The sequence below is a fragment of the Asticcacaulis sp. AC466 genome, from assembly GCF_000495815.1.
GTDB lineage: Bacteria > Pseudomonadota > Alphaproteobacteria > Caulobacterales > Caulobacteraceae > Asticcacaulis.
In genome coordinates, this window is record NZ_AWGE01000001.1 from 74143 (window position 1) to 96973 (window position 22831).

Sequence of the window (22831 nt, forward strand, 5' to 3'; positions counted from 1 at the left end):
ATGCATCCCTTATCCGCGAGTTGCCTATGACCACCCCGTTGATCTGTCCGTCCATCCTGGCTTCCGATTTCGCCAAGCTCGGCGAAGAGGTCCGGGCCATTACCGAGGCTGGCGCCGATTGGGTGCACATCGATGTGATGGATGGCCATTTCGTGCCCAACATCACTATCGGGCCCGACGTGGTCAAAAGCCTGCGTCCGCACTCGAACCTGCCGTTCGACTGCCACCTGATGATTTCGCCGGTCGATGCCTATCTTGAAGCCTTTAAAAATGCTGGCGCTGACTATATCAGCCTGCATCCGGAAGCCGGTCCGCACCTGCACCGGTCGCTGAAATATATCCGACAGCTGGGGGCCAAGGCGGGCGTCGTGCTCAATCCCGCCACACCGGTCGATATTCTAGACTGGATCATGGACGACATCGATCTGGTTCTGGTCATGAGCGTCAATCCGGGCTTCGGCGGCCAAAGCTTTATCGACAGCCAATTGCGCAAGATCGAGGTCATCCGCAAGAAGCTGGATGCGGTCGGCCATCCTGCCATCCTTCAGGTCGATGGCGGCGTGAATGCGCAGAACGCCCATCTCTGTGTCGCGGCCGGTGCCACAGCCATGGTCGCCGGTACGGCGGTGTTCAAGGGTGGCCCGTCCGCCTACGCCCAGAATATCAAGCAACTGAAAGGCCTGTAATGCAGGCCTACGAATCCACCCCCCTTGCCGATGTCTTCGCTGCGGCCGCGCCGTGGCAAAAGGTGGTTGGCGCATGGTTGCGCAAGCAGGCCGGGGCGGAACTCTTCGGCATGCCGGGTTACCGCCTGACCCTTAAAGGGCGCGTGCCCGACGGCCTTCTGGCGGCGCCGCGTGACGGCCGGCCAGCCAACGCCATGCAGGGCAAGGCCATCCTGTCCGGCCGGTTTGCCCTCGCCAATGCGCGCATGAGCGTCCAGGGGTCCGGCGACCCTTGGAATCGTTCGTCTCCGACGCGTGCTTTTGCCATCTCCCTGCATCAATTCGCCTGGCTGGCGCCGTTGATGACCCAAGGCGACGATGGCGCTAAGGAAGCAATGCGGCTTTTCCTGCTGTGGGCGCGGACCTTCCGTAACTGGACACCGTTCACCTGGGGCGAAGAAGTTCTGCCGCGCCGGCTGATTAATTTATCGGTCTATGCCCGGCGTCTGGCCGCCGTCTCGACTCCGGAAGAGGTGCACTTGCTGGCCCAGTCCCTGGCCGAGCAGGGCCGTCATCTGCTGCGCCTGCATAATAATCAGGCCTGTCAGGCCTCACGTGCCGTGGCCCTGGTCGCTGTCGGCTGCGTGTTGTCAGGCGGCGTGGGGGATGGATTCCGCAAGAAGGGGCTCAACCGGCTTAGCAAGGCGTTACGCCGTACGGTGCTGGCGGATGGATCGCATGCCTCGCGCAGTCCCGAGGAAGGCTTGGAGCTGCTTTACGACCTGCTGCTGCTGGTCGATGGTCTCAGCCAGCGCAGCCAGCCTGTGCCCGACTATATCGAGCAACACATTGACAGCCTGTCGCGCTTCGTACGGACACTCAGCCACCCGGATGGCTCTCTTGTCGCCTTTCAGGGCGCGGAGTCTGTCAGCGAAGACCAGATAGCGCCGGCGCTTCTACAGACCGATGCCGCGGGCGGGGCATTGCCGCTTGTGCTCGAGCAAGGACGTTATCATTGCCTGCTGGGCCGCTCACTAAGCGTTTTTGTCGATACGGGTGAAGCCAGGGCCGGCGATTTCGGCTCAGCCGCGTGCGACTACCCCATGACCTTCGAAGTCTCCGGTGGTCGTGACAAGCTGATTGTCTCACCTGGTTGGTCGCCGATCCAGTCAGATCGTCATGCCTTACGTGTCGTTGGCGCTGCCAATACGCTTAGCCTGGGCGACGACGTCATTCTGAAGCCGATGTCGGGAAAATTCGGCGAACTGCTGCATTTTGCCTTGGAAGGCCTGCGTTACAAGGTTCGGTCGCGTCGCGTCGAGGCCGAAGATTCCGGTACATTGCTGGAGATGGAACATGAAGGCTGGCGCAGCAAGTTCGGCCTGAAACACGAACGCCGTCTCTATGTCGATACCCAGCGCGACGAACTGCGAGGCGAAGACCGCTTGACGCCTATGCCGTCGAAAAAGGATATGCCGGTCCAGACGCAATATACGGTGCGCTTCCTTTTGCATCCCGAAGTCCAGGCTTCACTGGCACGGGACAAGAAGAGTATTCTTCTGCGTGGACCGGGCGGGCGTGGTTGGTGGCTGCGTCACGATGCGCGCGACGTGTCGCTCGACGAAGGCTTGGTATTCGAAAAGGGCGTGGCGCGCAAAACGACGCTGGTTGCCTTGCATGGCACCGCACGGCTTGACGGTCAGAACCGCCTGCGTTGGAAGTTGTCACCCGCGGAAGCGTGAAGCCTGTAAACCTTTATAGGTTCTAAGACAGCTCCCAACTGCTTTCTTACATCGGAAAATGGATACTGCGCGCCAAATCCGCACGTGCTTGCGTGTGTTGAATAGGAGTACGATAATGACGCATATTCTGAAGACAGCCGCCGCCGCCCTGGTCAGTGTAACCTTGATCGCTGGCTCCGCAGCCATTCCAAACGTAGCGGACGCGACGACCTACCGCTGCAAATATGAGCAAAAGCGCTCGGGTGACAAGGGCGCCATCGTTGGCGCTATTGCCGGCGGCCTTCTCGGCAGCCAGATTTCCAAGAATGAGCGCGGGCTCGGTACTGTCGGCGGCGCTGTTGCCGGTGGCTATATCGGCAGTAAGGTTGCTAAGAACAGTGTGAAGCGCCGTTGCGTCGATGAGGCGGCCTATCGCACGCGCACTGTTTATGAAACAGATCGCCATGGCCGTAAGCACAAGGTCGTCTACCGCTATGTTCGCGAATAAAAATAGCCAATAATTTTTCGCGATGACCCATAACACAGGCCCTGCCGCACGCGGCAGGGCCTGCGCACGTTTGGATGACAGGGTTGTCATAATCTATTTAAGATATTCAAAAATAAATGCTTTTCTGAACGAAAATGAACGTCTGTGTCAAATCCCGTTCAGGTTCGAAGGCTTATAACGGTCTCATCAACGGCACACGGCCCCGGATCAACCGGACCAGCCAGTCAGGCCACAGACACGAAGGACTAAAGTTATGAGCACGATCTTTAAAAACAGCATGAAACGCTTTGGCGCCGCGGTCATCACCTCCGGCCTGATCCTCGGCTCCACGGCGGCGGTTGTCGCCCCGACCACCGCTTCGGCCCGCACGACCTATCAATGTGAGGTCACCAAATCCAATAGCGCCAAGACCGGTGCGATCCTGGGTGCCATTGCCGGTGGCCTGCTGGGCAGCCAGGTTGCCAAGAATGAAAAGGGCTTAGGCGCTGTCGGTGGCGCGGTCGTCGGTGGCGTACTGGGCAACAAGCTGGGCAAGGACCAAGGCAAGGATACCTGCAAGAAGGCCGAAGCCGCCATGGAGCGTCAGCGTTACGAAGACCGCTACTACAACCAGCGTTACAGCTACAAGTCTTACCGCAGTGGTGACCGGTACGCGTCTCGCTACTAAATTGGTAGCTTGAGATTGCGGTCACCAGCGAAGACCCCGCCGTGCTCACCCACGGCGGGGTCTTTGTGTTTTGCGGGGTAGGCAAACCCCGCGGTGTCGTGTAAACCGCGCGGCATTCAGCTTAACACCGCAAGGCCGCCTGACCCCCGCCGGGACCGGACTTGCGCCGCCAAAACCTCTGGGTTTTGCCAATTCGATAGAGACCTGTCATGCCTGCTGCCCCCGATTTTCCGCCCGCCGCTGATCTCGTTACGCCTAAGCGCGCACTCATCTCCCTGTCAGACAAGGCGGGCTTGATCGAGGCCGCGCAGGCCCTGGCTGCTGCGGGCATCGAAATCCTGTCAACGGGCGGCACGAAGGCGGCCATTGCTCAGGCCGGCATCGCGGTCAAGGACGTATCGGAGGTCACAGGCTTTCCGGAAATGATGGACGGCCGCGTAAAGACCCTGCACCCCAAGGTGCATGGTGCGCTTCTGGCCTATCGCGACGCACCGGAACATGCGCGCGCCCTGGCGGAGCATGACATTCAGCCGATCGACATCGTCTGGATCGATCTCTATCCGTTCGAGAAGACCGTTGCCGCTGGCGGCACGTTCGAAGCGGCGATCGAAAATGTCGATATCGGTGGTCCGGCCATGATCCGTTCATCAGCAAAGAACCACCCTTATGTCAGCATCTGCGTCGACAAGGCAGGCATGGATGAGGTTCTGGCGGCGATCCAGGAAACCGGTGCGACCTCGCTCAGCTTGCGCAAATCCCTGGCTGCGCGCGCCTTCGCCCGCACCGCCGCCTATGACGCGGCCGTGTCGAACTGGTTTTCCACCCAGTTGGCGGATACCTACCCGGTGCGCAAGACCATCGGCGGCGAGCGTCTTCAGACCATGCGCTACGGAGAAAACCCGCACCAGACCGCGGCCTTCTACAAGACGGGCGAAGACCGCCCCGGCGTCGCCACCGCCCGTCAATTGCAAGGCAAGGAACTGAGCTATAACAATGTGGCCGATACGGACGCCGCTATCGAACTGGTCGCCGAATTCGATCCGTCGCAATCGGCCGCCTGCGTCATCGTAAAACATGCCAATCCGTGTGGTGTTGCGACCGGTAATGATCTGCTCACCGCCTACAAGCGCGCATTGGAGTGCGATCCGGTCTCGGCGTTTGGCGGTATCGTGGCGCTGAACCGTAAGCTCGACAAGGCCACGGCCGAAAAGATCGTCGAAATCTTCACCGAAGTCGTCGTCGCACCGGACGTCGATGAGGACGCCATCGCTGTCTTTGCTGCCAAGAAAAACCTGCGTCTGCTTATCACCGGCAAGTTGCCCGATCCGCTGTCCGGCGGTCAGGTGTTCCGTTCGGTGGCCGGCGGCATGCTTATCCAAAGCCGCGATACGGCGCGCATCACGGCGGCCGATCTCAAGGTCGTTACGCGCCGCCAGCCGACGCCGACTGAAATCCAGGACATGCTGTTCGCTTTTACCGTCGCCAAGCACGTCAAATCGAACGCCATCGTCTACGCCAAGGACGGCCGTACAGCCGGCATCGGCGCGGGTCAGATGAACCGTCGCGACTCGGCCCGTATCGCCCGCCTGCGCGCCCAGGAAGCTGCAGAAGGCCTGGGTCTCACGGAAAGCCTGGCGCAAGGGTCGGCCTGTGCTTCCGAAGCCTTCTTCCCGTTCCCCGATGGTCTGCTTGAAGCGGCGGCAGCGGGCGCCACGGCGATTATCCAGCCGGGTGGTTCGATTGGGGATCAGGCGGTCATCGACGCCGCCGACGCGGCGGGTTTGGCCATGGTGTTTACGGGCGTGCGCGTGTTCCGCCACTAAGCGCCCCGAGCCTGTTAGCTTTTGGCATAGGTGGTTATCAAAGGGCCCGGAGCATTCCGGGCCCAATGTCTCGGCAAGGCGGACGGGAGCAACCCCATTTTCCAGCCGGACGTGCGGCCAAACCGTGTCGGTGCTGTTCCGACGGGCGTCGTCTGGCCTGCCTAATGCATTTCCGTGGCTGATGGATCTATTTGCCTAAATGCCCGTGGCGACAGGTTTTTTTTAGGGTCTCTATTACCGGCGTCTTCATGATACCGGTTTCTTCTCCATTTCGCAGATATGGCGAGAAAAATTCCGAATTGCTGAAAAAAATGTATTCATGGTAGCGATATCAGTGCGTTAATCTATCAACAACCCCTTGAACTCATTTTCATTTTCGGACATGCTTGAAATGGTAAGTTTCACCTGGCGGGGGAGATACATATGCTGAAATCAGAACTCATTGAACGCCTGGCCTCCGAATATCCGCATCTGACGCAAAAAGACGTCGAACGGGCCGTCAATCTGATTCTTGAATCCATGATTTCCACGCTGGAAAAGGGCGGTCGTGTAGAGTTGCGTGGTTTTGGTGCCTTGAGCGTTCGATCACGGCCGGCCCGGGCCGGGCGTAACCCGCGCACAGGCGAATCCGTCAAGGTACCGGCCAAGCATGTGCCGTTTTTCAAAAGCGGCAAGGAATTGCGCGAGCGCCTGAATCTCTCCGGCGATGATAACGGATAAGGAGCCTCGGTCGTGAGCATTGTTTCCGAATTCAAAACCTTCCTTATGCGTGGCAATGTCATCGACCTGGCGGTCGGTGTCGTTATCGGTGGCGCCTTCGGCAAAATCGTCACCTCATTGGTAGACAACATCATCATGCCGCCAATCGGGCTGGCCACGGGCGGTGTTGATTTTTCCAACCTCAAGCTGATCCTGAAGCCTGCTGACGCTGCGGCCAAAACGGCTGAAGTGGCCATTTCCTATGGCCTGTTCATTAACACGATAATCCAGTTTGTGATCATCGGCACCGCCATCTTCCTGGTGGTCAAGGCCATCAACAAGCTGATGCCGGCCCCTCCGCCACCGCCACCGCCCGCACCACCGGGGCCTTCGCAAGAAGAACTGCTGGCGGGTATCTTGGCTGAACTTAAGGCGCAAAACGCGAAATAACAAAAAGGCCCGGAGCGGTGATGCTCCGGGCCTTTTCTTTTTGGCTTAGGCTTCAGGCGGGAAGCTTGATTTCGCCGGTAAAGTGACCCTTGAAGGCGGTCTCCGCCAGGGGTAGGCGTCCCGAAGGCGCCTCACGCGCCTGCAAGCCTTCCGGCAAGCTTGAGGTTTCGCCCTGATACCCGATGGCAACCGCCGCATCGAGCTTCAAGTTGTCCGGCAAGCGAAGTACGACCGGCACCTTGTCATATTCAATTCCCGCCATGCCGTGGGCAACCATGCCCATGCTGTGGGCCTGTAAAGACAGCGACATAAAGGCGGATCCGGCGTCGAAGCTGTTGGTAATGTTCTGACGCTGACCGTCGAACGACGTCACGGACGCGATAAAAATCAGCGCGCCGGCATTCTTGGCCCAGCCTTCATTGAACGGCACCAGCAGGCTGAGCAGGGTGTCGAATTCCGGTTCGCCGCGTACGCCATAGAAGAAGCGCCAGGGCTGAAGATTTGAGGCCGACGGCGCCCAGCGCGCGGCTTCCAAAACGGTCAGAACCTGTGTTTCCGTCACCGGCCGATCGGAAAAGGCGCGCGGCGACCAGCGCTCAAGAAATTGTTTTTCGATGGGGTAGTCGGATGTGCGCTGGGTCATGATGGCTCTCACTCCATTAAATGCTGGCCATTAAATGCTGGCCATTAAATTACTGGCTTTTGCGGCTGATTTCTGATTCACCTCAAAGGCTGGCAAATCAGCAATGTGTAACTATATGTGTGTCAGTTACTTTTTTTCAAGAGGTGAAGTGTTTGCTCGATACAATTCAGCGCAGGTTTTCGCTTCTTGAACCCTACATAACCGCCTATGGCCCGTCCGATGCCGTATGTCGTCCGGCAGTCCTGCTTTTTCATGCCTGTAACGGCGTACGCCATCATATCCATGACTATGCCCGCCAGGTCGCGGCCCTCGGTTACCGCGCCTATGTCATAGACAGTTTCCTGCCGCGCGGATGGGATCATACTGCGGCCATGAGCCTGGTATGCTCGGGTCTGGCGTTGCATGGATATGAACGCTCGGGCGACGTGCTGGCGGCAATATGGGGACTGGCGCAACGCCCAGAGGTTGATGCCGGCAACCTTATTCTGGCAGGCTGGAGTCATGGCGGCTGGTCGATCATGGATCTCATGACCCAGAAGCTAACCCGTCCGGGTGAGGCGCGACTCGAAAACGGTTCGCCCGAACCCCTGAAGGGGGTCAAGGGCCTGTTCCTTGTCTACCCCTATATCAATTTCCCGGCGCGGTCGAATACCCATGGCTGGGAATACCGGCCCAAGACCCAAGCGGTACTGGCGCGGCAGGATTTCCTGACGGCGCACAGCCATGCCGACCATATCTTCACCCATCTGAAAAGCGAAGGGGTGCCGGTCGAACGGCTGGACCTCGAGGCCACACATTGCTTCGATGAAGACAGTGCGCTTCATTTCGGCCCCCTGATGGCCTATGATAAGGCCAGCCACAAAAAAACCGAGATGGCGTTCGAAGCCTTTATACTGGATGTTTTCAAGGGCGCGTGACGCCCTGATCATGGGGGATGGTCAATGGATACTATGGCGCAGCGTTATGCCCTTCTGGAGCCGGATATTACCGTCTACGGTCCGGACGATGAGAGTGTCCGCCCGGCGGTGGTGCTGTTTCATGGTTGCGGTGGTCTTAGGCCCCACGTTCATTTCTATGCTCAGGCCGTGGCCCTGACCGGGGTGCGCGCCTACGTGGTTGACAGTTTCAAGCCGCGCGGCTGGAATCGAAATTTCGCCGTTTCGCTCATCTGTTCGGGCGCCGTCATGCAGGGCTATGAACGATCGGGCGACGTGTTGTCGGTCCTTTGGGGGCTGGAACGCAGCGGCAAGGTCGATATGGATCGCGTGATTCTGACCGGATTCAGCCACGGTGGCTGGTCGATCATGGACCTGATGACCCAGAAGCTGACCCGGCCGGGCGAAGCGAAGCTGGCCGATCCCGATGCGTCCCTGGTCGAGCGCGTCAAAGGCGTGTTCTTTGTCTACGCCTATATCAATTTTCCGGCGCGCACCAATTCGAAGCCCTGGGTTCATAAGCCGAAAACCTTTGCGGTCCTGGCCAAAAAGGACCACCTCACGCCGCTTCGCCATTCCGAAAAGATATTCGCCAAGCTGCAGGCGGAAGGCGTCGATGTGACGGTGCTGCCGCTTGATGGCACGCATGCCTTCGACGAAGAGGATAATTCCGGCCTGGTCATGAAATATGATCGGGCGGTCATGCAGACCTCGCTGGAGGCGCTACTCGGCTTCACGACCGGCCTGTTCGACCTGCCCGATATTCCGAAAACTGAAGACAGCGCACGCGCGGCGGGCTGACGTGGACACGCTGGGGGCGCGGTTCGAACAGCTGGCACCGCATATTCTGGCCTATGGCCCGCCGGATACGGTCGCACGGCCGGCGGTCATATTGTTCCATGGGTGCGGCGGTATTGCCGCCAACCTGCTGATCTATTGTCAGGCCGCCGCCCAGGCCGGCATACGCGCCTACATTATCGACAGTTTCACACCGCGCGGCTGGTCGCGCAAACACGCTGGGTGGTGGGTGTGTCGAGGGCTGAAACTGCGGGGTTATGAGCGGTCGGGCGATGTTCTGGCGGCCGTGTACGGCCTGTCGCAGCGTCCGGAGGTCGATGCGGGTCGGTTGATGCTGGCGGGATGGAGCCATGGCGCGTGGGCGATCATGGATTTAATGACGCAGACACTGAAAAGGCCGGGCGACGCCCGCCTGCTCGACCCGTCACCGCAATGGCTGGACGGGGTGAAGGGCCTCTTCCTTGTCTATCCCTATATCAATATTATGGCGCGGTCGGTGACGCGCCCGTGGGCGCATAAACCCAGGACGATGGCCATACTGACCCTTAAGGATCATCTGGCGAGTTACCGGCACTCCCTGAAACTGATACGGAACCTGCGCAAACAGGGCGTTGCCGTCGATACCGTGACCTTCAACGCCACCCATGCCTTCGATGAGGAAGGCATAGATAAGACGCGTATCATGGCCTACGATCCTGAGGCCCTGACCTCAACGCTCGACGCCTTGCAGGAATTTATCAGCAATACTCTGTCCTAAGCTCTCCGGCTCACATCTTCATGTCGCCGTGATCCATGGCGCCGGACGTGCCGGCCTTAGCCAGGGGGGTGTCGGACACCGGCATGTGCAGCGTGACCGGGCCGGCGTTTTTGAAGGCCAGGGTTACGTCAACCGTCTGGCCTGCCTGGGGCCGCTCCGTCAGGTTTTCCAGCATGATGTGATTGCCGCCGGGCACAAAGGTGATGGTCTCGCCGGATTTGATGACAAAGCCATCCTTGGCCTCTGCCATCTCCATCACCGAACCATTCATCTTCATGGTATGCAAGGTCGTGGTAGCGGCACAGGTACAAGATGCCGAAATCAGTTGATCCTCGCTATTGCCCTTGTTGGTAATTGTGACATAGGCGGCGGTATTCGGATTGTTACCAAGGGCCGACCGCATGGCATAGTTGGTCATTTCCAGGCTGGATTTTTTAACCACACCATTGATATCGGTCGATTTTTCGACACGTGTTGTCGTCTTTTCGACCTTTTCACAGGCCGACATGCCGGCGAGAGACAGACAGGCGACAGCGGCGACAGCAAACTTTTTCATATCCGGCTCCTTAGAGTGCAATCCGATAAAGGGGATACCATTTTCGGACATATTGCGCGACAAAACAAAGATCCAGAACCGGGTTTTGATTCCATCAAGCCCCGGTTCCAATTGGATCAGCCCCAGAGGCCGACGATCTTTTTTACATCCTTCACCACGGGTGCAGCGACATCGTTGGCGCGGGCCGCGCCACGGGTCAATACCCGGTCGATTTCCGCCGGGTCGTCGAGCAGGCGGCGCAGCGTGTCAGAAATCGGCGCCATCCGCGCTACCACCACATCGGCCAGGGCGGGCTTGAACGTACCAAAGCCTTTACCGCCGAACTGATCGAGTACAGCCTGAGCCGACAGGCCGGCCAGGGCGGCATAGATGCCGACCAGGTTCTTGGCCTCTGGCCGGTCTTCCAGACCCGCCTCAGCATCCGGCAGGACCTCTGCGTCGGATTTGGCCTTCTTGATCTTGCTGGCGATCGTGTCTGCGTCGTCGGTGAGGTTGATGCGGGAATTGTCGGACGGGTCCGATTTAGACATCTTGGCCGTGCCATCGCGCAGCGACATGATGCGGGCGCCCGGGCCTTGATACAGGGTGTCAGGCAGCGGGAAGTAATCGACGCCAAAATCGTGGTTGAATTTCTTGGCAACGTCGCGAGTCAGCTCCAGATGCTGGCGCTGATCTTCACCGACGGGCACGTGTGTTGCCTTATAAAGCAGGATGTCGGCGGCCTGAAGCACGGGATAGGTATAGAGGCCGACACTGGCGCGTTCCTTGTCCTTGCCCGCCTTATCCTTGAACTGGGTCATGCGGTCGAGCCAGCCCAGGCGCGCAACGCAGTTGAAGATCCAGGCCAGTTCGACGTGACCGGGCACGGCCGATTGCGGAAAGATGGCCGATTTCTCAACATCGACGCCGGCGGCCAGGTAACAGGCGGCGATCTCGCGCGTTTGGCTCAGCAGCTTTTGCGGGTCCTGCCAGACGGTGATGGCATGCAGGTCAGCTATGAAGAAGAAGCGCTCGGCCTCTTCCGTTTGCATGTCGGCGAACTTTTTCAGCGCGCCGAGATAGTTGCCGAGGTGCAGCGAACCAGAAGCCTGGATGCCGGACAGGATGCGTTTGGTCGTCATGTTAATCCCTAGAGCCCGTTATGCACCGGAAAACGCCTTAGCGACGCCGCAGCATCGCCTTCAAGTCACGAGACTTAACCGCCCCGGTCACAAATAACAGCCCGATATAGAGGAAGAGACCAGCGAAACAAACCCCCAGAATGGCAATTTCCTTGACCAGATGCGGCATGATCTGAGCGATCTGCGCCTGGATGAGGGGACGATAGGTTGAGCACAGGGTCAGGAAGGCGGCCATCCCGATACCAGCGATCATTACCTTGGTCAGTCCCGCAGCGCTGCGGGACGACAGGTGCCACATCTTGCGGCGGATTAGGCTGATCAACATCAGGATGACATTGGCCCAGGCGCCAGCGGACGTGCCGATGGCCAGGCCGGGCACGCCGATAAAGTGGAACAGGGTGACACCAAGGCCAAGATTGACAGCAACACTGACCAGGGCAAACTTCATCGGGCCGAAGGTATTCTTTCGTGCGTAGAATGCCGGGCCCAGGATGCGAGTCAAGACGAAGGCGGGAACGCCCCACCCGTAGTGGAGGAGGGCGGCGGCGGTCTGCTGGGCGTCGTGGATGTTGAACTGGCCGCGCGTGAAAAGGCCATCGATCAGGAAGAAGGGTATCGACACCAGGGCGGCCGCGGCGGGCAGGGTCAGGGCCATGGAAAAAATCAGGGCGTCGTCCATGGTATTCTGAGCGGCCTCGTGATCCTGGGCTTGGACGGCGCGCGACAGGGCAGGCAGAAGGGCGACACCAATGGCGACACCAACCAGCCCAAGCGGCAATTGATACAGGCGGTCGGCGACATTGAGCCACGACCGTGCGCCCGGTACGGCGGACGAAAAGGCTTGGGATACGAAGACGTTGATCTGGGTAGCCGCCGCCGCCAGCGCCCCGGGGACGGCCAGCACCAGCAGCTTGCGGATATCCGGCGTCATGCGGGGCATGAAACTTATGCCGACGCGGGCGCCGACACGGCGGACGCCCCAGAATAACAATCCGGCCTGGATTACCCCAGCGGCGAGAACCCCCCAGGACGCGGCGTAGGCAGCGCGCAAGGGGTCGTGCTGTGGCCAGACGGCAATCAGCATGACGGCATTCAGCACGGTCGGCACCGCGGCGGAAACAATGAAGCGTCCCCGCGCATTGAGCACGCCCGACATCAAGGCGACCAGGGCCATGCACGGCAGGTAGGGCATGGTGATCTGGGTCAAGGTGATGGCCAGCTTGAACTTGACCGGATCGCCAAAATAGCCCGGATTGATGACGTGCATCAGCCAGGGCATGGTCAGCTGGGCGATAAGGGTCAGGACCAGGGTGGCAAAGGCCAACGTCGCCATGGCGTCCCGGGCCAGCTTATCGGCAGCGGCCTCGCCCTCCTGTACCAGCACGGCGGAATAGGAGGGCACGAAGGCGGCGGTGAACGCGCCTTCCGCAAAGATGCGGCGGAACAGATTTGGGAAGGAGAGTGCGGTGTAATAGGCATCCGCCGCGATATTGCCGGACGCGCCCAGAACCGCCGTAATGACCAAGTCACGCGCCAGGCCCATGAAGCGGCTGATCAGGGTGAAGAAGCTGTTGATCAGCGAATTACGAACCAGGCCGGACGATTTGGCGGGAGCCGGCTTGGCGGGAGCGTCGGAAATGTCTGGCACGGAGGCACTCGGGAAAAGGGTTCCTCCGCTTTATGCCTGTCGGCGATTTCCCGCAAGTCCTTATAGGTTAACGCGCCAGACTGGCCCGGGCACGGGCCAGGTTACGTTTCGGCGCCTGACTCGGCTGATCCAGCAGGGCCAGCAACTGTTTTTTCAGGCCCTGCTTTTGGCCACCGTTCAATTGCGCCTTGCGGAAATGGTCGCTGACATAGAAGGCATCGACGGCGCGTTCACCGTAGCAATCGACGTGAGCCGACGCGATGTCGAACCGCGCCTTGGCCATGACTTCGACGATATCGGCCAGAAGCCCGGGCCGGTCACGGCCGGACACTTCGATAATGGTTACATTGGCGTTGCTGTCGTCGTCGAACGATACGGTTGGCGCAATGGCAAAGGCGGCGGTGCGGGCGGCCAGGGCTGATTTCCACTTCACCGGCTCGGGCAATTGCCCGCGCGCAGCCGCATCCAGGGCGCTTTCGGCATGTTTCAGGCGGGGCGGATCGTCATAGGCAAACGGCATGCCGGTGGTGTCCTGGACATAGAAAATATCGAGCGCATGACCCGTCTTTGATGTGAACACCTGAGCGCCGACGACATTGCCGCCGAGATTGGCGAAGGCGCGCGACAGGTCAGCAAACAGGCCGGTCCGATCCTCGGCCGAAATCGAAAACGCCGTGGCGTTGCGGACTGTGTCTATGCGCGACCGTACCGCCGAGCCGGGCTCTGCTGCCGATTGGACCAGGGCGGCATGTTCCCTTATCTCGTCGCGGCTGAACGAAAACAGATAGCTTTCATCCATTGTTTCCAGCCAGGCAGCCATGTCGGCATTGTTTTCGCTCAAAGCCACGCGACGGCGGTTGGCGCGTTCGTGCTGCTCCTGCCGCACGCGATCGACGGCATCGGCCCCGCGTCCGCCGCGGAAGGCGGATTCGGTCGCCGATACCAAGTCGCGCATCAACTGGCCCTTCCACGCGTTCCATACGCCCGGTCCCACGGCGCGAATGTCGGCGACGGTGAGGATGAGCAGCAGACGCAAGCGCTCAGGCGTCTCAACGATGCGGGCGAAGGCGGCTACGGTTTCCGGGTCGGACACGTCGCGCTTCTGGGCAAAATCCGACATGACGAGGTGATGGCGAACCAGCCAGGCGACCTGGTCGATCTTCCAGTCTTCCAGCCCTAGCCGTTGGCAGGCTTTGCGCGCGGCGCGTTCCCCGCCGATTTCCTGACCGTCCTCACCGCCCTTGCCGGTGTCATGCAGAAGCATGGCGAGGTATAGAGATTCCTTGTCGACGAGTTGCGGCATCATGGTGCTGGCCAGAGGGTGCTCATCCTTGTATCGGCCGGTATCGATGCCGTGGATGACGTCTATTGCCCGCAGTGTATGCTCATCGACCGTATAGGCATGATACATGTTGAACTGCGTCTGGGCGACGATGCGTCCGAATTCGGGAATGTAGCGGCCGAGCAAACCGGTTTCGCTCATCATCGACAGCGTCTTGTACGGATCCTTGCCACGCACCAGCAGGTCCAGGAACAGACGCGCAGCTTCGGGGTTACGTCTTAGTGACGGCGTCACCAGGTCGAGATTGCGGGCAATGGCGGTAAAGGCGTCCGGATGCAGATCCAGTTCCAGCCGATCGGCCATCTTGAACAGCATGAACATCGCCACCGGCGATTTCTTGAAAATATCAGCGCTGTTGACGCTCAGGCGTCCATTGGTGACGACAAAGCCCGGATGGTCGGCCCGGGTCAGGTTCATGATGCCAGACTGTATGAGGTTTGACAGGCGGACCAGCGGCTTAGCCTGCTGGGTTTCCAGCTTGGTGCAAAAGGTCCGGGTCAGGGCGCCGACTTCCTTGGCGACCACAAAATACCGGCGCATGAAACGCTCGACATTGGGTTCGCCTTCGCGATCGATGAAGCCCATTCGGCGCGCGACTTCGGGTTGAAGGTCGAAGGTCAGGCGTTCCTCACCTCGGCCGGCGGCGGTGTGCATGACAATGCGCACTTTCCACAGGAAGTCGAAGGCGCGCATGAAGATGCCGCGCTCCTTGTCGGTCAGCAGCGTATCAAGAACGCCCCACTGGCCTTTCGATGCCTGTGGCTCCGGCGTCGGGGCGGCGCTCGGCCGGCCTTGCCGTTTGAGGTTTTCTTCAAAGGTGCGCTGACCGGCCAGATATTTGGCGATCCAGAAGAGGGTATGCAGGTCGCGGAGGCCACCCTTGCCTTCCTTGATATTGGGTTCAACGACGAAGCGGGTCGTGCCGGCCTTTATATGGCGCTGGTCGCGTTCCTCCAGCTTGGCCGCGACAAAGCCAAAGGCCTGTGACCTGAGACCTTCGTGGTTGAATTTGTCTTCGAGATTCTTGGCCAGACCCTTGTCACCGCATATCAGGCGACGCTCGAGCAGCGCGGTCATGATGGTGTGATCACCACGCGCATATTTGATCGTCTCGTCCACCGTGCGCGAGGAATGGCCGACCTTCAAGCCGAGATCCCAAAGGGTGTAGAGAATGAATTCAATGACCGATTCCGAGTGGGACGTTTCTTTCCAGGCGCGAAGGAATAAAAGGTCCAGGTCGGAATAGGGCGCCAGCTCGCCACGACCGTAACCGCCCACAGCCATCAATGCCAGACGCTCGCCTTCGGTTGGGTTGCGGGCGCGGTAAACATGCGTCAGCGTAAAATCCCACAGCGCAGACACGATGTCGTCGGTTATCTTGGATAAAGACTTGGCGGTCGCCTGGCCGCCTTTGTGTTCATCGATGCGTTCCAGAATACTGGCTCGGCTCAGATCGAGGGCTTCTTTGAGAATGGCCACAGCGCGCTTGCGCAGGTCGAGCGTTTCGCCGGACGACTGTTCATAGGCTTCCGTCAGCGCTGCCCGCAGGAGTGTGCCATCTATCCGATAGGCTGGCGACAGGGGATGGGTCAGGGTAAGCATATGCAGGTCACTTGTCAGGGGGAAAACGGCGACGGCCTTACTCCTTAAGCAATTTGTGTAAATTATAAATAACTTCCAAGGCTTCTTTGGGGCTTAAATCGTCCGGATCGACGCCTTTCAGCGCCGTTTCGACCTTTGACGCGCTTCGGGCCACCGGCTCGGGGGCGCGGACCGAGGAAAACAAGGGCAGATCGTCGAGACGCAGCTGCGTCTGGTTGTCCTCTTCCAGGCGGGTCAGAATATCGCGGGCACGCGCCACCACGGCGCCCGGCATCCCGGCCAGGCGGGCAACCTGGACACCGTAGGATCGATCCGCCGACCCCTTGCGGGCTTCGTGGAGGAAGATCAACTCACCGTCATGCTCACGCGCCGTCAGGGACAGGTTGTTGACGTGGCTGAGCTTGCCCTCCAATCGCGCCAGTTCATGATAATGGGTGGCGAACAGGCTGCGCGCCTGGATCGTATCGTGCAATTGCTCGGTACACGCCCAGGCGATGGCCAGCCCGTCATAGGTGGCGGTGCCGCGACCGATTTCATCCAGGATGATAAAGCTGCGTACCGTTGCCTGAGTCAGGATGGCGGCCGTTTCAACCATTTCCATCATGAAGGTCGACCGGCCCTGGGCCAGGTCGTCGCCGGCGCCGACGCGCGAAAACAGTTTATCGACCACGCCCAGATGCATCGACTTGGCCGGCACGAACAAGCCTGCCTGGGCCATGATGATCAGGAGCGCGTTCTGGCGCAGATAGGTCGATTTACCGGCCATGTTCGGACCGGTTACCAGAGAGAGGCGCGCGGCGTCCTGGCCCGACGCGTCGAGATCGACATCGTTAGGTGTGAAGGGTTTGCCCTGGGCCTTCAACGCGGCCGCGACCACCGGGTGACGGCCACGGCAGATTTCTAGCCGCAGGCTGTCGTCGATCTTCGGACGGCACGCGCCCCACTCTTCGGCCCAGCAGGCGTTGGCGACGGCGACGTCGAGCGCGCATATGGCGTCGTGTCCGCCCTGGATTTCGGCAGCGGCCAGACGCACCTGTTCGCGCAACTGTTCGAAAATGTCCATTTCCAGCGCCAGGCCCTGCTGGGCGGCGCGTTGAATGCGGCCGTCCAGTTCGATGAGCTCGGTGGTGACGAACCGAACCTGATTGGCCAAAGACTGGCGATGGATGAACTGCTTTTGCGCGTCCTGGGCCTGAAGCTGTTCCGCCAGCTTGGCACTCAGTTCGATGAAATAGCCCAGCACATTGTTGAACTTGATGCGGATGGCGATGCCGGTTTCGGCGGCCAGCCGTTGCTCCAGCGCCAAAATGATCTGGCGGCTGTCGTCGCGCAAGGTGCGCGCTTCATCTAGGTCGGCATTGAAGCCCGGGCGGATGAAGCCACCGTCCGACAGCTTAAGCGGCGGGTCTTCGACCAGGGCGCGCTCCAGCGTGTCTCGCAACTGGCTCAGTGGCCGAGATGGAACCAAGGCGGTGATAATGTCGTCGATTTCCGTTGGCGTCTCGGCCGGATTACCGGCCAGGTCGGCCTTGACCTGATGACGGGCATCGTTGAGTGCATTCGCCAGATTTTCGCCAACATGCAGGGCACTGGTGATGACGCACAGGTCGCGTGCACTACCGCGATTGAGCGACAGGCGCGACAGGGCACGCGCCTGATCGGATAGGGAGCGCATCAGGTCGCGAAGCTGCTCACGCAGGTCGCGCCGGGGCAGGAGCCAGTCAACGGTGTCCAGGCGCGCATTGATAGCATCAGGATTGTAAAGCGGTCGCGATAGGCGATTGAGCAGCAGCCGGCAGCCGCCTGAGGTCACCGTCATGTCGAGGGCGCTGATCAGGCTGCCTTCACGCTTGCCCTGCTGTGTGCGGTCGATTTCAAGCGAATTGCGCGTGGCGGCGTCAATCGACAGGTAATTTTGCGATACGACCCGCGCTGGCGGCTTCAGGGTCGGGATCTTACCTGCCTGTGTCAGGTCGATATAGGCGGCGATCAGGCCCAGCGCCGAAATCTCAGCGGGCGAAAACTGACCGAAACCGTCAAGGGTCTGAACACCATAAAGCTTGAGCAGGCGAGCCTCTCCGGCGGCCGGATCGCATAGTGAGGCCGGTTGTGGTTGGATGACGCCGCCATACATCTTGAGCAGCGGATACAGGGCCTCGTCTTGGATCAGGCGGTCGGCAACCAGGCTTTCCGATGGCCGCAAGGCGGATAATTGCACCCCGACCTGATCGGGAGCGACCTCCACGACTTCGACATCGCCGGTAGACAGCTCAACCGCCGCCAATGCCAGTACGCCGCCGCGCGAGGACAGCGCGACCAGACGGTTGGCGACGCTCATTTCCAGCAGCGTGTCTTCGGTGAGGGTGCCGGGGGTTACGACGCGGGTGATGCCGCGCTTGACGGTCGCCTTGGCGCCGCGTTTCTTGGCTTCGGCCGGGTCTTCCAACTGGTCGCAGACGGCGACGCGATGGCCCAGGCGGATCAGCTTGGCGATATAGGCCTCGGCGGCGTGGGCCGGAACGCCGGCCAGCGGAATATCCTTGCCCTGAAAGGTGCCGCGCTTGGTTAGGGCCAGTGACAGGGCCTGGGAGGCGGTCACAGCGTCTTCGAAAAAGATTTCGTAGAAATCGCCCATCCGCATCAGCAGAAGCGCGCCCGGATGCTGCGCTTTCAGTTGAATATACTGGGCGATGACCGGTGTGGCGCCTTCGACATTGGGCGCTGCGTTTTCGGGAGGTGGGGTCTGGGCGTTCATGGCGGCGAAGTTAACCATTGTTAACAGGCAAGAGAAGGGCTTTAACACACGAAAGTGTGCACAATGCCGTCCGAAAGCGTCTTATAAAAACAACAGCTTACAAAATCATTTGTCGGACAATACAGAAAAGTCAACGCCTGTCCCGGTTTGGCCTTTATAAGCGATTGATCTTGTTCTAATAGTTCAAGCTGACGCAACGATAATCATATTACAATTGCCACAACGTTAGAGTTTTCATGTCCACCGAAAAACAGACCTTCAGCGACGAAGAAGCCCTTCACCTCCATCAGTATCCGCAGCCGGGTAAAATCGGTCTGTTGCCGACAAAGCCGATGGCGACCCAGCGTGACCTGGCGCTAGCCTATTCACCGGGCGTGGCGGTGCCTGTGCTTCGCATAGCCGAAAACCCGGAAGCGGCTTACGACTATACGTCGAAGGGCAATATGGTTGCGGTGATTTCCAACGGCACGGCTATCCTGGGCCTTGGCAATCTGGGCGCCCTGGCGTCCAAGCCGGTCATGGAAGGCAAGTCGGTCCTGTTCAAGCGCTTCGGTGATATCGACAGCTTCGACATCGAGGTGAACACCCAAGACCCCGATGAGTTCATCACCGTGGTCAAGAATATCACCGCCTCGTTCGGCGGCATCAATCTCGAAGACATCAAAAGCCCCGAATGCTTCATCATCGAGTCGGCCTTGCAGGACCTGGCCGATATACCGGTTTTCCACGATGACCAGCACGGAACGGCCATCATCGCCGCCGCCGGTCTGATCAATGCGCTGGAGATCACCGGCAAGCGTATCGAAGATGTCAAGCTCGTGCTCTGTGGCGCCGGTGCGGCGGGCCTGTCGTCCCTGTCACTCGTCAAGGCTTTGGGCGTGAAGCATGAGAATACCACGGTCGTCGATATTCACGGCGTGGTCTATGAAGGCCGCACGATCGATATGGATCAATGGAAGTCGGTCCATGCCACCAAGACCAACAAGCGCACTCTCGCCGAAGCTCTGGTTGGCGCCGATATTTTCCTCGGCCTGTCGGCCAAGGGCGTGCTGACCTCTGAGATGGTTGCCACCATGGCTGCCAAACCGATCATTTTCGCCATGGCCAATCCCGACCCGGAAATCACCCCGGAAGACGTGGCCAAGGTGCGCAGTGACGCCATCGTCGCCACCGGCCGGTCGGATTACCCCAACCAGGTCAACAATGTCCTGGGCTTCCCGTACATTTTCCGTGGTGCCCTGGACGTACGCGCTCGCCGCGTGAACCACGAGATGAAGCTGGCTGCTGCCCGCGCCTTGGCCATGCTGGCGCGCGAGGATGTGCCCGATGAGGTCGCCGCCGCCTATCAAGGTCGTCACCTGAAATTCGGCAGGGACTATATCATCCCGTCGCCGTTCGATCCGCGCTTGATCTGGTATATCCCGCCCTTCGTCGCCCAGGCGGCGATGGATACGGGCGTTGCGCGCAAGCCGATCGATGATATGGATGCTTACCGCAAGCGCCTGGAACAGCGACTGGATCCGTCCGCGGGTTTCCTGCAAACCATCTATACCGCTGTGCGTGCGCGTCCGGCCAAGCGTATCGTCTTCGCCGAGGGCGAGGACATTTCCGTCATCCGCGCCGCCCATGCTTTCAAGTTGCAGGGGCTCGGCACGCCGATCCTGTGCGGCCGCGAGAACCTGATCGAGGCCAACATGCGCGCCGCCGGCATCGATCCGGCGGAAGAGGGGATTGAGATCATCAATGCCCGCCTGTCGCATCGTAACGCCGCCTATTCGCAGCTTCTGTATTCGCGCCTGCAACGCGAAGGTTATCTCAAGCGCGACGTTGACCGCCTGATCAACCAGGACCGCAACTCTTTCGCCGCTGCCATGGTCATTTCCGGCCATGCTGACGGTATGGTGACGGGCGTCACCCGCATGTTCGACCAGGCGCTGGACGATGTGTTGCGGGTGGTCGATCCGGCACCGGGCGGGCGGATCATGGGCCTGTCGATCGTGCTGGCACGCGGCAAGACCATTTTCGTCGCCGACACAACGGTGGCGGAACTGCCGTCGCCGGAAGAACTGGGCGATATCGCCATCGAAGCCGCCATGGCGGTGCGCAGCATGGGTCACACCCCGCGCGTCGCTTTCATGAGCTATTCGACCTTCGGCAATCCGAAGGGTGAGCGCTCTGACCGGGTCAAGGAAGCGGTGCGGTTGCTGGAACAGCGCGGCGTCGATTTCGAATTCGAAGGCGAGATGCCGCCTGATGTGGCGCTCGATCCGTCTCTTTGGACCAACTATCCGTTCCAGCGCCTGACGGCACCGGCCAATGTGCTGATCATGCCGGCCATCCATTCAGCCTCGATCTCGACCAAGATGATCGAAGCCCTGGGCGGCGCTACGGTCGTGGGTCCGCTTCTTCTCGGCCTGTCAAAGCCGGTGCAGATTTGTCAGCTTTCGGATTCGGTGTCGAAAATTCTGACCATGGCCACGTTTGCTGCCTACGACATCCGCGCGTCGGCGAAGATTTAGAATCTGGCCTGTTGATCAAAAAGAGGACGCCCCATGGCTTGGGAGCGTCCTTTTTTATTGGCTTTTTTGCTAGGTTAGAAACCCAGGACATCCTGCATGTCGTAGATGCCGGGCTTTTGCTTGCGGCCCCACAGGGCGGCTTGAATGGCGCCGCGCGCGAACAGCGTCCGGTCCCGCGCCGAATGCGAAAAGGTGATGATTTCGTCTTCCGAAGCGAACAGGACACTGTGTTCGCCGACAATGCCGCCGCCCCGGATGACGGAAAAGCCGATTGTGCCTTGCTGGCGGGCACCGGTTATGCCGTCGCGCGCGGCGACCTTCACATCCTTCAGATTAACACCACGCCCATAGGCCGCCGCCTCACCGAGCATCAGAGCCGTGCCGGACGGCGCATCGACCTTGCGCCGGTGATGGGCTTCGGTAACTTCTATGTCCCACGCGTCGGCGTGGAGGCGTGCACTGGCCTGTTTCAAAAGGCCCATCATCAGGTTGACACCCAGCGAAAAATTGCCGGACTTGATAATCACCACCTCGTCGGCGAACAGGGACAGTTTCCGCTCCTGTTCGGGGGTGAAACCGGTGGAGCCTATGACCTGCACAAAGGGACGCGGGCGGCTCAGGCCTTCGCTGGCGCAGGCTTCACACAGGGCCAGCGAAGCTTCGGGCGTTGAAAAGTCGATAGCCACATCGCTGCGTGTCAGGTCTGGTGTGTCGCCGTTGCCAAAGCGTGCGGAAATGGTTTCACCCGTTTCGTCGAGCACTTTCGCTACGGCCAACCCCATGCGGCCCTTGGCGCCATTGATGGCAAAACGCGTAACGACGGACATGATCGACCCCATACATGCGGATAATCCTTCCCGAATATGCATAAGGCCCGGTCAGGTCAATTGCTATTGCCCTGTGAAGCGCCCGTGAAGCGAAAGACGCGTGCCGGCAGCAACCCTGCTTGTCCGAAATCAGGGACATCATAGGCTGCCAGCGGTGTCAGAAGATCAAGCGGCAGGGGTTTGCGGCCCATGTCGCCGACCAGGACCTCGATACCGGCGTGGACGCATGCGGTGCAAAACGCCGCCATCCTGGCCGCCAGCTCCGGCTCATAGAAGATATCGCCGGCAAGGATCAGGTCGGCATCGGGCGGTACGGTCAGTTCCCCGTTCTGTACGGTCAGGGTAACGCCGTTGGCTTCGGCATTGAGCGGGATGACAGTTGCGGCGTAAGGATCGATATCCACCGCCACTACCTCCGCTGCGCCGCACAGGGCGGCGGCAATCCCGACAATTCCGGACCCCGCGCCCAGATCGACAACGCGGCGGCCCCGAACGCAATACGGATGATCGAGCACGTATCGCGCCAGAACCGTTCCGCCAGCCCAGTGATAGGCCCAATAGGGGGCGGCCGCGTCATCCCCGATCAGTCGCGACAGCCGGCTGGCCGGATGGGCGCGGTAAAGACGAATTTCGGGAATGGATGGCACTTCTTCCAGACGCAGATGGGTCAGTATGAAATCGCGCGCATCGGACATGACGTCTTTTTGGCCGATACCCTGCGATAAAGCAAGAAACCCCGCCGAAGCGTGTTCGACGGGGTAATCTTAAACTTAAGGTGGGGAGTTAATGCCCCGG

The 22831-nt window shown here is 59.9% G+C and carries 19 protein-coding genes; 11 read left to right on the forward strand and 8 right to left on the reverse strand.

The genetic code is table 11. The annotated features are described in order from the left end of the window. The first annotated feature begins 26 nt into the window (after positions 1-26). From rpe to mscL, 7 genes are all read left to right on the forward strand, one after another. Positions 27-686 (forward strand): ribulose-phosphate 3-epimerase, encoded by a 660-nt coding sequence (rpe, locus tag AEAC466_RS23445; RefSeq protein WP_023456121.1) that lies wholly within the window; start codon positions 27-29, stop codon positions 684-686. Continuing rightward, positions 686-2407: a heparinase II/III family protein gene (locus AEAC466_RS23450; RefSeq protein WP_023456122.1), complete on the forward strand. Its 1722-nt coding sequence runs from the start codon at positions 686-688 to the stop codon at positions 2405-2407. The genes rpe and AEAC466_RS23450 overlap by 1 nt, the downstream gene beginning before the upstream one ends. Positions 2408-2522: 115 nt before the next feature. Continuing rightward, positions 2523-2894, forward strand: coding sequence for a glycine zipper 2TM domain-containing protein (locus tag AEAC466_RS23455; protein WP_023456123.1), 372 nt, complete (start codon positions 2523-2525; stop codon positions 2892-2894). A gap of 253 nt (positions 2895-3147) precedes the next feature. After that, positions 3148-3561, forward strand: coding sequence for a glycine zipper 2TM domain-containing protein (locus AEAC466_RS23460; RefSeq protein WP_023456124.1), 414 nt, complete (start codon positions 3148-3150; stop codon positions 3559-3561). Between the two features lie 209 nt (positions 3562-3770). Further along, the gene (gene purH / locus AEAC466_RS23465) at positions 3771-5384 is read left to right on the forward strand and encodes a bifunctional phosphoribosylaminoimidazolecarboxamide formyltransferase/IMP cyclohydrolase (RefSeq protein WP_023456125.1); all 1614 of its coding nucleotides are present in this window, start codon (positions 3771-3773) and stop codon (positions 5382-5384) included. 423 nt (positions 5385-5807) lie between these two features. Then, positions 5808-6104: an integration host factor subunit beta gene (locus AEAC466_RS23470; RefSeq protein ID WP_023456126.1), complete on the forward strand. Its 297-nt coding sequence runs from the start codon at positions 5808-5810 to the stop codon at positions 6102-6104. Between the two features lie 12 nt (positions 6105-6116). Next, positions 6117-6533 carry a large-conductance mechanosensitive channel protein MscL gene (mscL, locus tag AEAC466_RS23475; protein WP_023456127.1) on the forward strand — a complete coding sequence of 139 codons (417 nt, stop codon included), beginning with the start codon at positions 6117-6119 and terminating at the stop codon, positions 6531-6533. A 52-nt stretch (positions 6534-6585) separates the two neighbouring features. On the opposite strand, the gene AEAC466_RS23480 is transcribed toward mscL, so the two are convergent. Further along, the gene (locus tag AEAC466_RS23480; RefSeq protein ID WP_023456128.1) at positions 6586-7176 is read right to left on the reverse strand and encodes a nitroreductase family protein; all 591 of its coding nucleotides are present in this window, start codon (positions 7174-7176) and stop codon (positions 6586-6588) included. A gap of 152 nt (positions 7177-7328) precedes the next feature. Between AEAC466_RS23480 and AEAC466_RS23485 the strand changes: the two genes are divergently transcribed. From AEAC466_RS23485 to AEAC466_RS23495, 3 genes are read left to right on the forward strand one after another with little or no spacing between them, the layout of a single operon-like run. After that, positions 7329-8093 carry a dienelactone hydrolase family protein gene (locus AEAC466_RS23485; protein ID WP_023456129.1) on the forward strand — a complete coding sequence of 255 codons (765 nt, stop codon included), beginning with the start codon at positions 7329-7331 and terminating at the stop codon, positions 8091-8093. Between the two features lie 24 nt (positions 8094-8117). Next, positions 8118-8912, forward strand: coding sequence for a dienelactone hydrolase family protein (locus tag AEAC466_RS23490; RefSeq protein WP_023456130.1), 795 nt, complete (start codon positions 8118-8120; stop codon positions 8910-8912). A 1-nt stretch (position 8913) separates the two neighbouring features. Beyond that, entirely contained in the window at positions 8914-9666 is a 753-nt protein-coding gene (locus tag AEAC466_RS23495) for a dienelactone hydrolase family protein (RefSeq protein WP_023456131.1), read from the forward strand. A 10-nt stretch (positions 9667-9676) separates the two neighbouring features. Here the strand turns inward: AEAC466_RS23495 and AEAC466_RS23500 are convergent, their stop codons facing one another. The 5 genes from AEAC466_RS23500 to mutS all read right to left on the reverse strand — a co-directional run bounded on the left by AEAC466_RS23500 (position 9677) and on the right by mutS (position 18690). Further along, the gene (locus AEAC466_RS23500; RefSeq protein WP_031237943.1) at positions 9677-10222 is read right to left on the reverse strand and encodes a copper chaperone PCu(A)C; all 546 of its coding nucleotides are present in this window, start codon (positions 10220-10222) and stop codon (positions 9677-9679) included. A gap of 116 nt (positions 10223-10338) precedes the next feature. Beyond that, positions 10339-11343: a tryptophan--tRNA ligase gene (gene trpS / locus AEAC466_RS23505; protein ID WP_023456133.1), complete on the reverse strand. Its 1005-nt coding sequence runs from the start codon at positions 11341-11343 to the stop codon at positions 10339-10341. Between the two features lie 37 nt (positions 11344-11380). After that, positions 11381-12991, reverse strand: coding sequence for a murein biosynthesis integral membrane protein MurJ (murJ, locus tag AEAC466_RS23510; RefSeq protein ID WP_023456134.1), 1611 nt, complete (start codon positions 12989-12991; stop codon positions 11381-11383). A gap of 67 nt (positions 12992-13058) precedes the next feature. Further along, positions 13059-15935: a [protein-PII] uridylyltransferase gene (locus AEAC466_RS23515; RefSeq protein ID WP_023456135.1), complete on the reverse strand. Its 2877-nt coding sequence runs from the start codon at positions 15933-15935 to the stop codon at positions 13059-13061. A 37-nt stretch (positions 15936-15972) separates the two neighbouring features. Then, positions 15973-18690, reverse strand: a complete 2718-nt coding sequence (mutS, locus tag AEAC466_RS23520) for a DNA mismatch repair protein MutS (RefSeq protein WP_031237946.1) — start codon at positions 18688-18690, stop codon at positions 15973-15975. A 236-nt stretch (positions 18691-18926) separates the two neighbouring features. On the opposite strand from mutS, the gene AEAC466_RS23525 reads away from it, so the two are divergent. After that, positions 18927-21209, forward strand: coding sequence for an NADP-dependent malic enzyme (locus tag AEAC466_RS23525; RefSeq protein WP_023456137.1), 2283 nt, complete (start codon positions 18927-18929; stop codon positions 21207-21209). Between the two features lie 74 nt (positions 21210-21283). On the opposite strand, the gene dapB is transcribed toward AEAC466_RS23525, so the two are convergent. Together dapB and AEAC466_RS23535 are read right to left on the reverse strand one after the other, a co-directional pair. Continuing rightward, positions 21284-22036 carry a 4-hydroxy-tetrahydrodipicolinate reductase gene (gene dapB / locus AEAC466_RS23530; protein ID WP_031237947.1) on the reverse strand — a complete coding sequence of 251 codons (753 nt, stop codon included), beginning with the start codon at positions 22034-22036 and terminating at the stop codon, positions 21284-21286. A 56-nt stretch (positions 22037-22092) separates the two neighbouring features. Continuing rightward, positions 22093-22731, reverse strand: coding sequence for a class I SAM-dependent methyltransferase (locus AEAC466_RS23535; protein ID WP_023456139.1), 639 nt, complete (start codon positions 22729-22731; stop codon positions 22093-22095). Between the last annotated feature and the right edge of the window lie 100 nt (positions 22732-22831).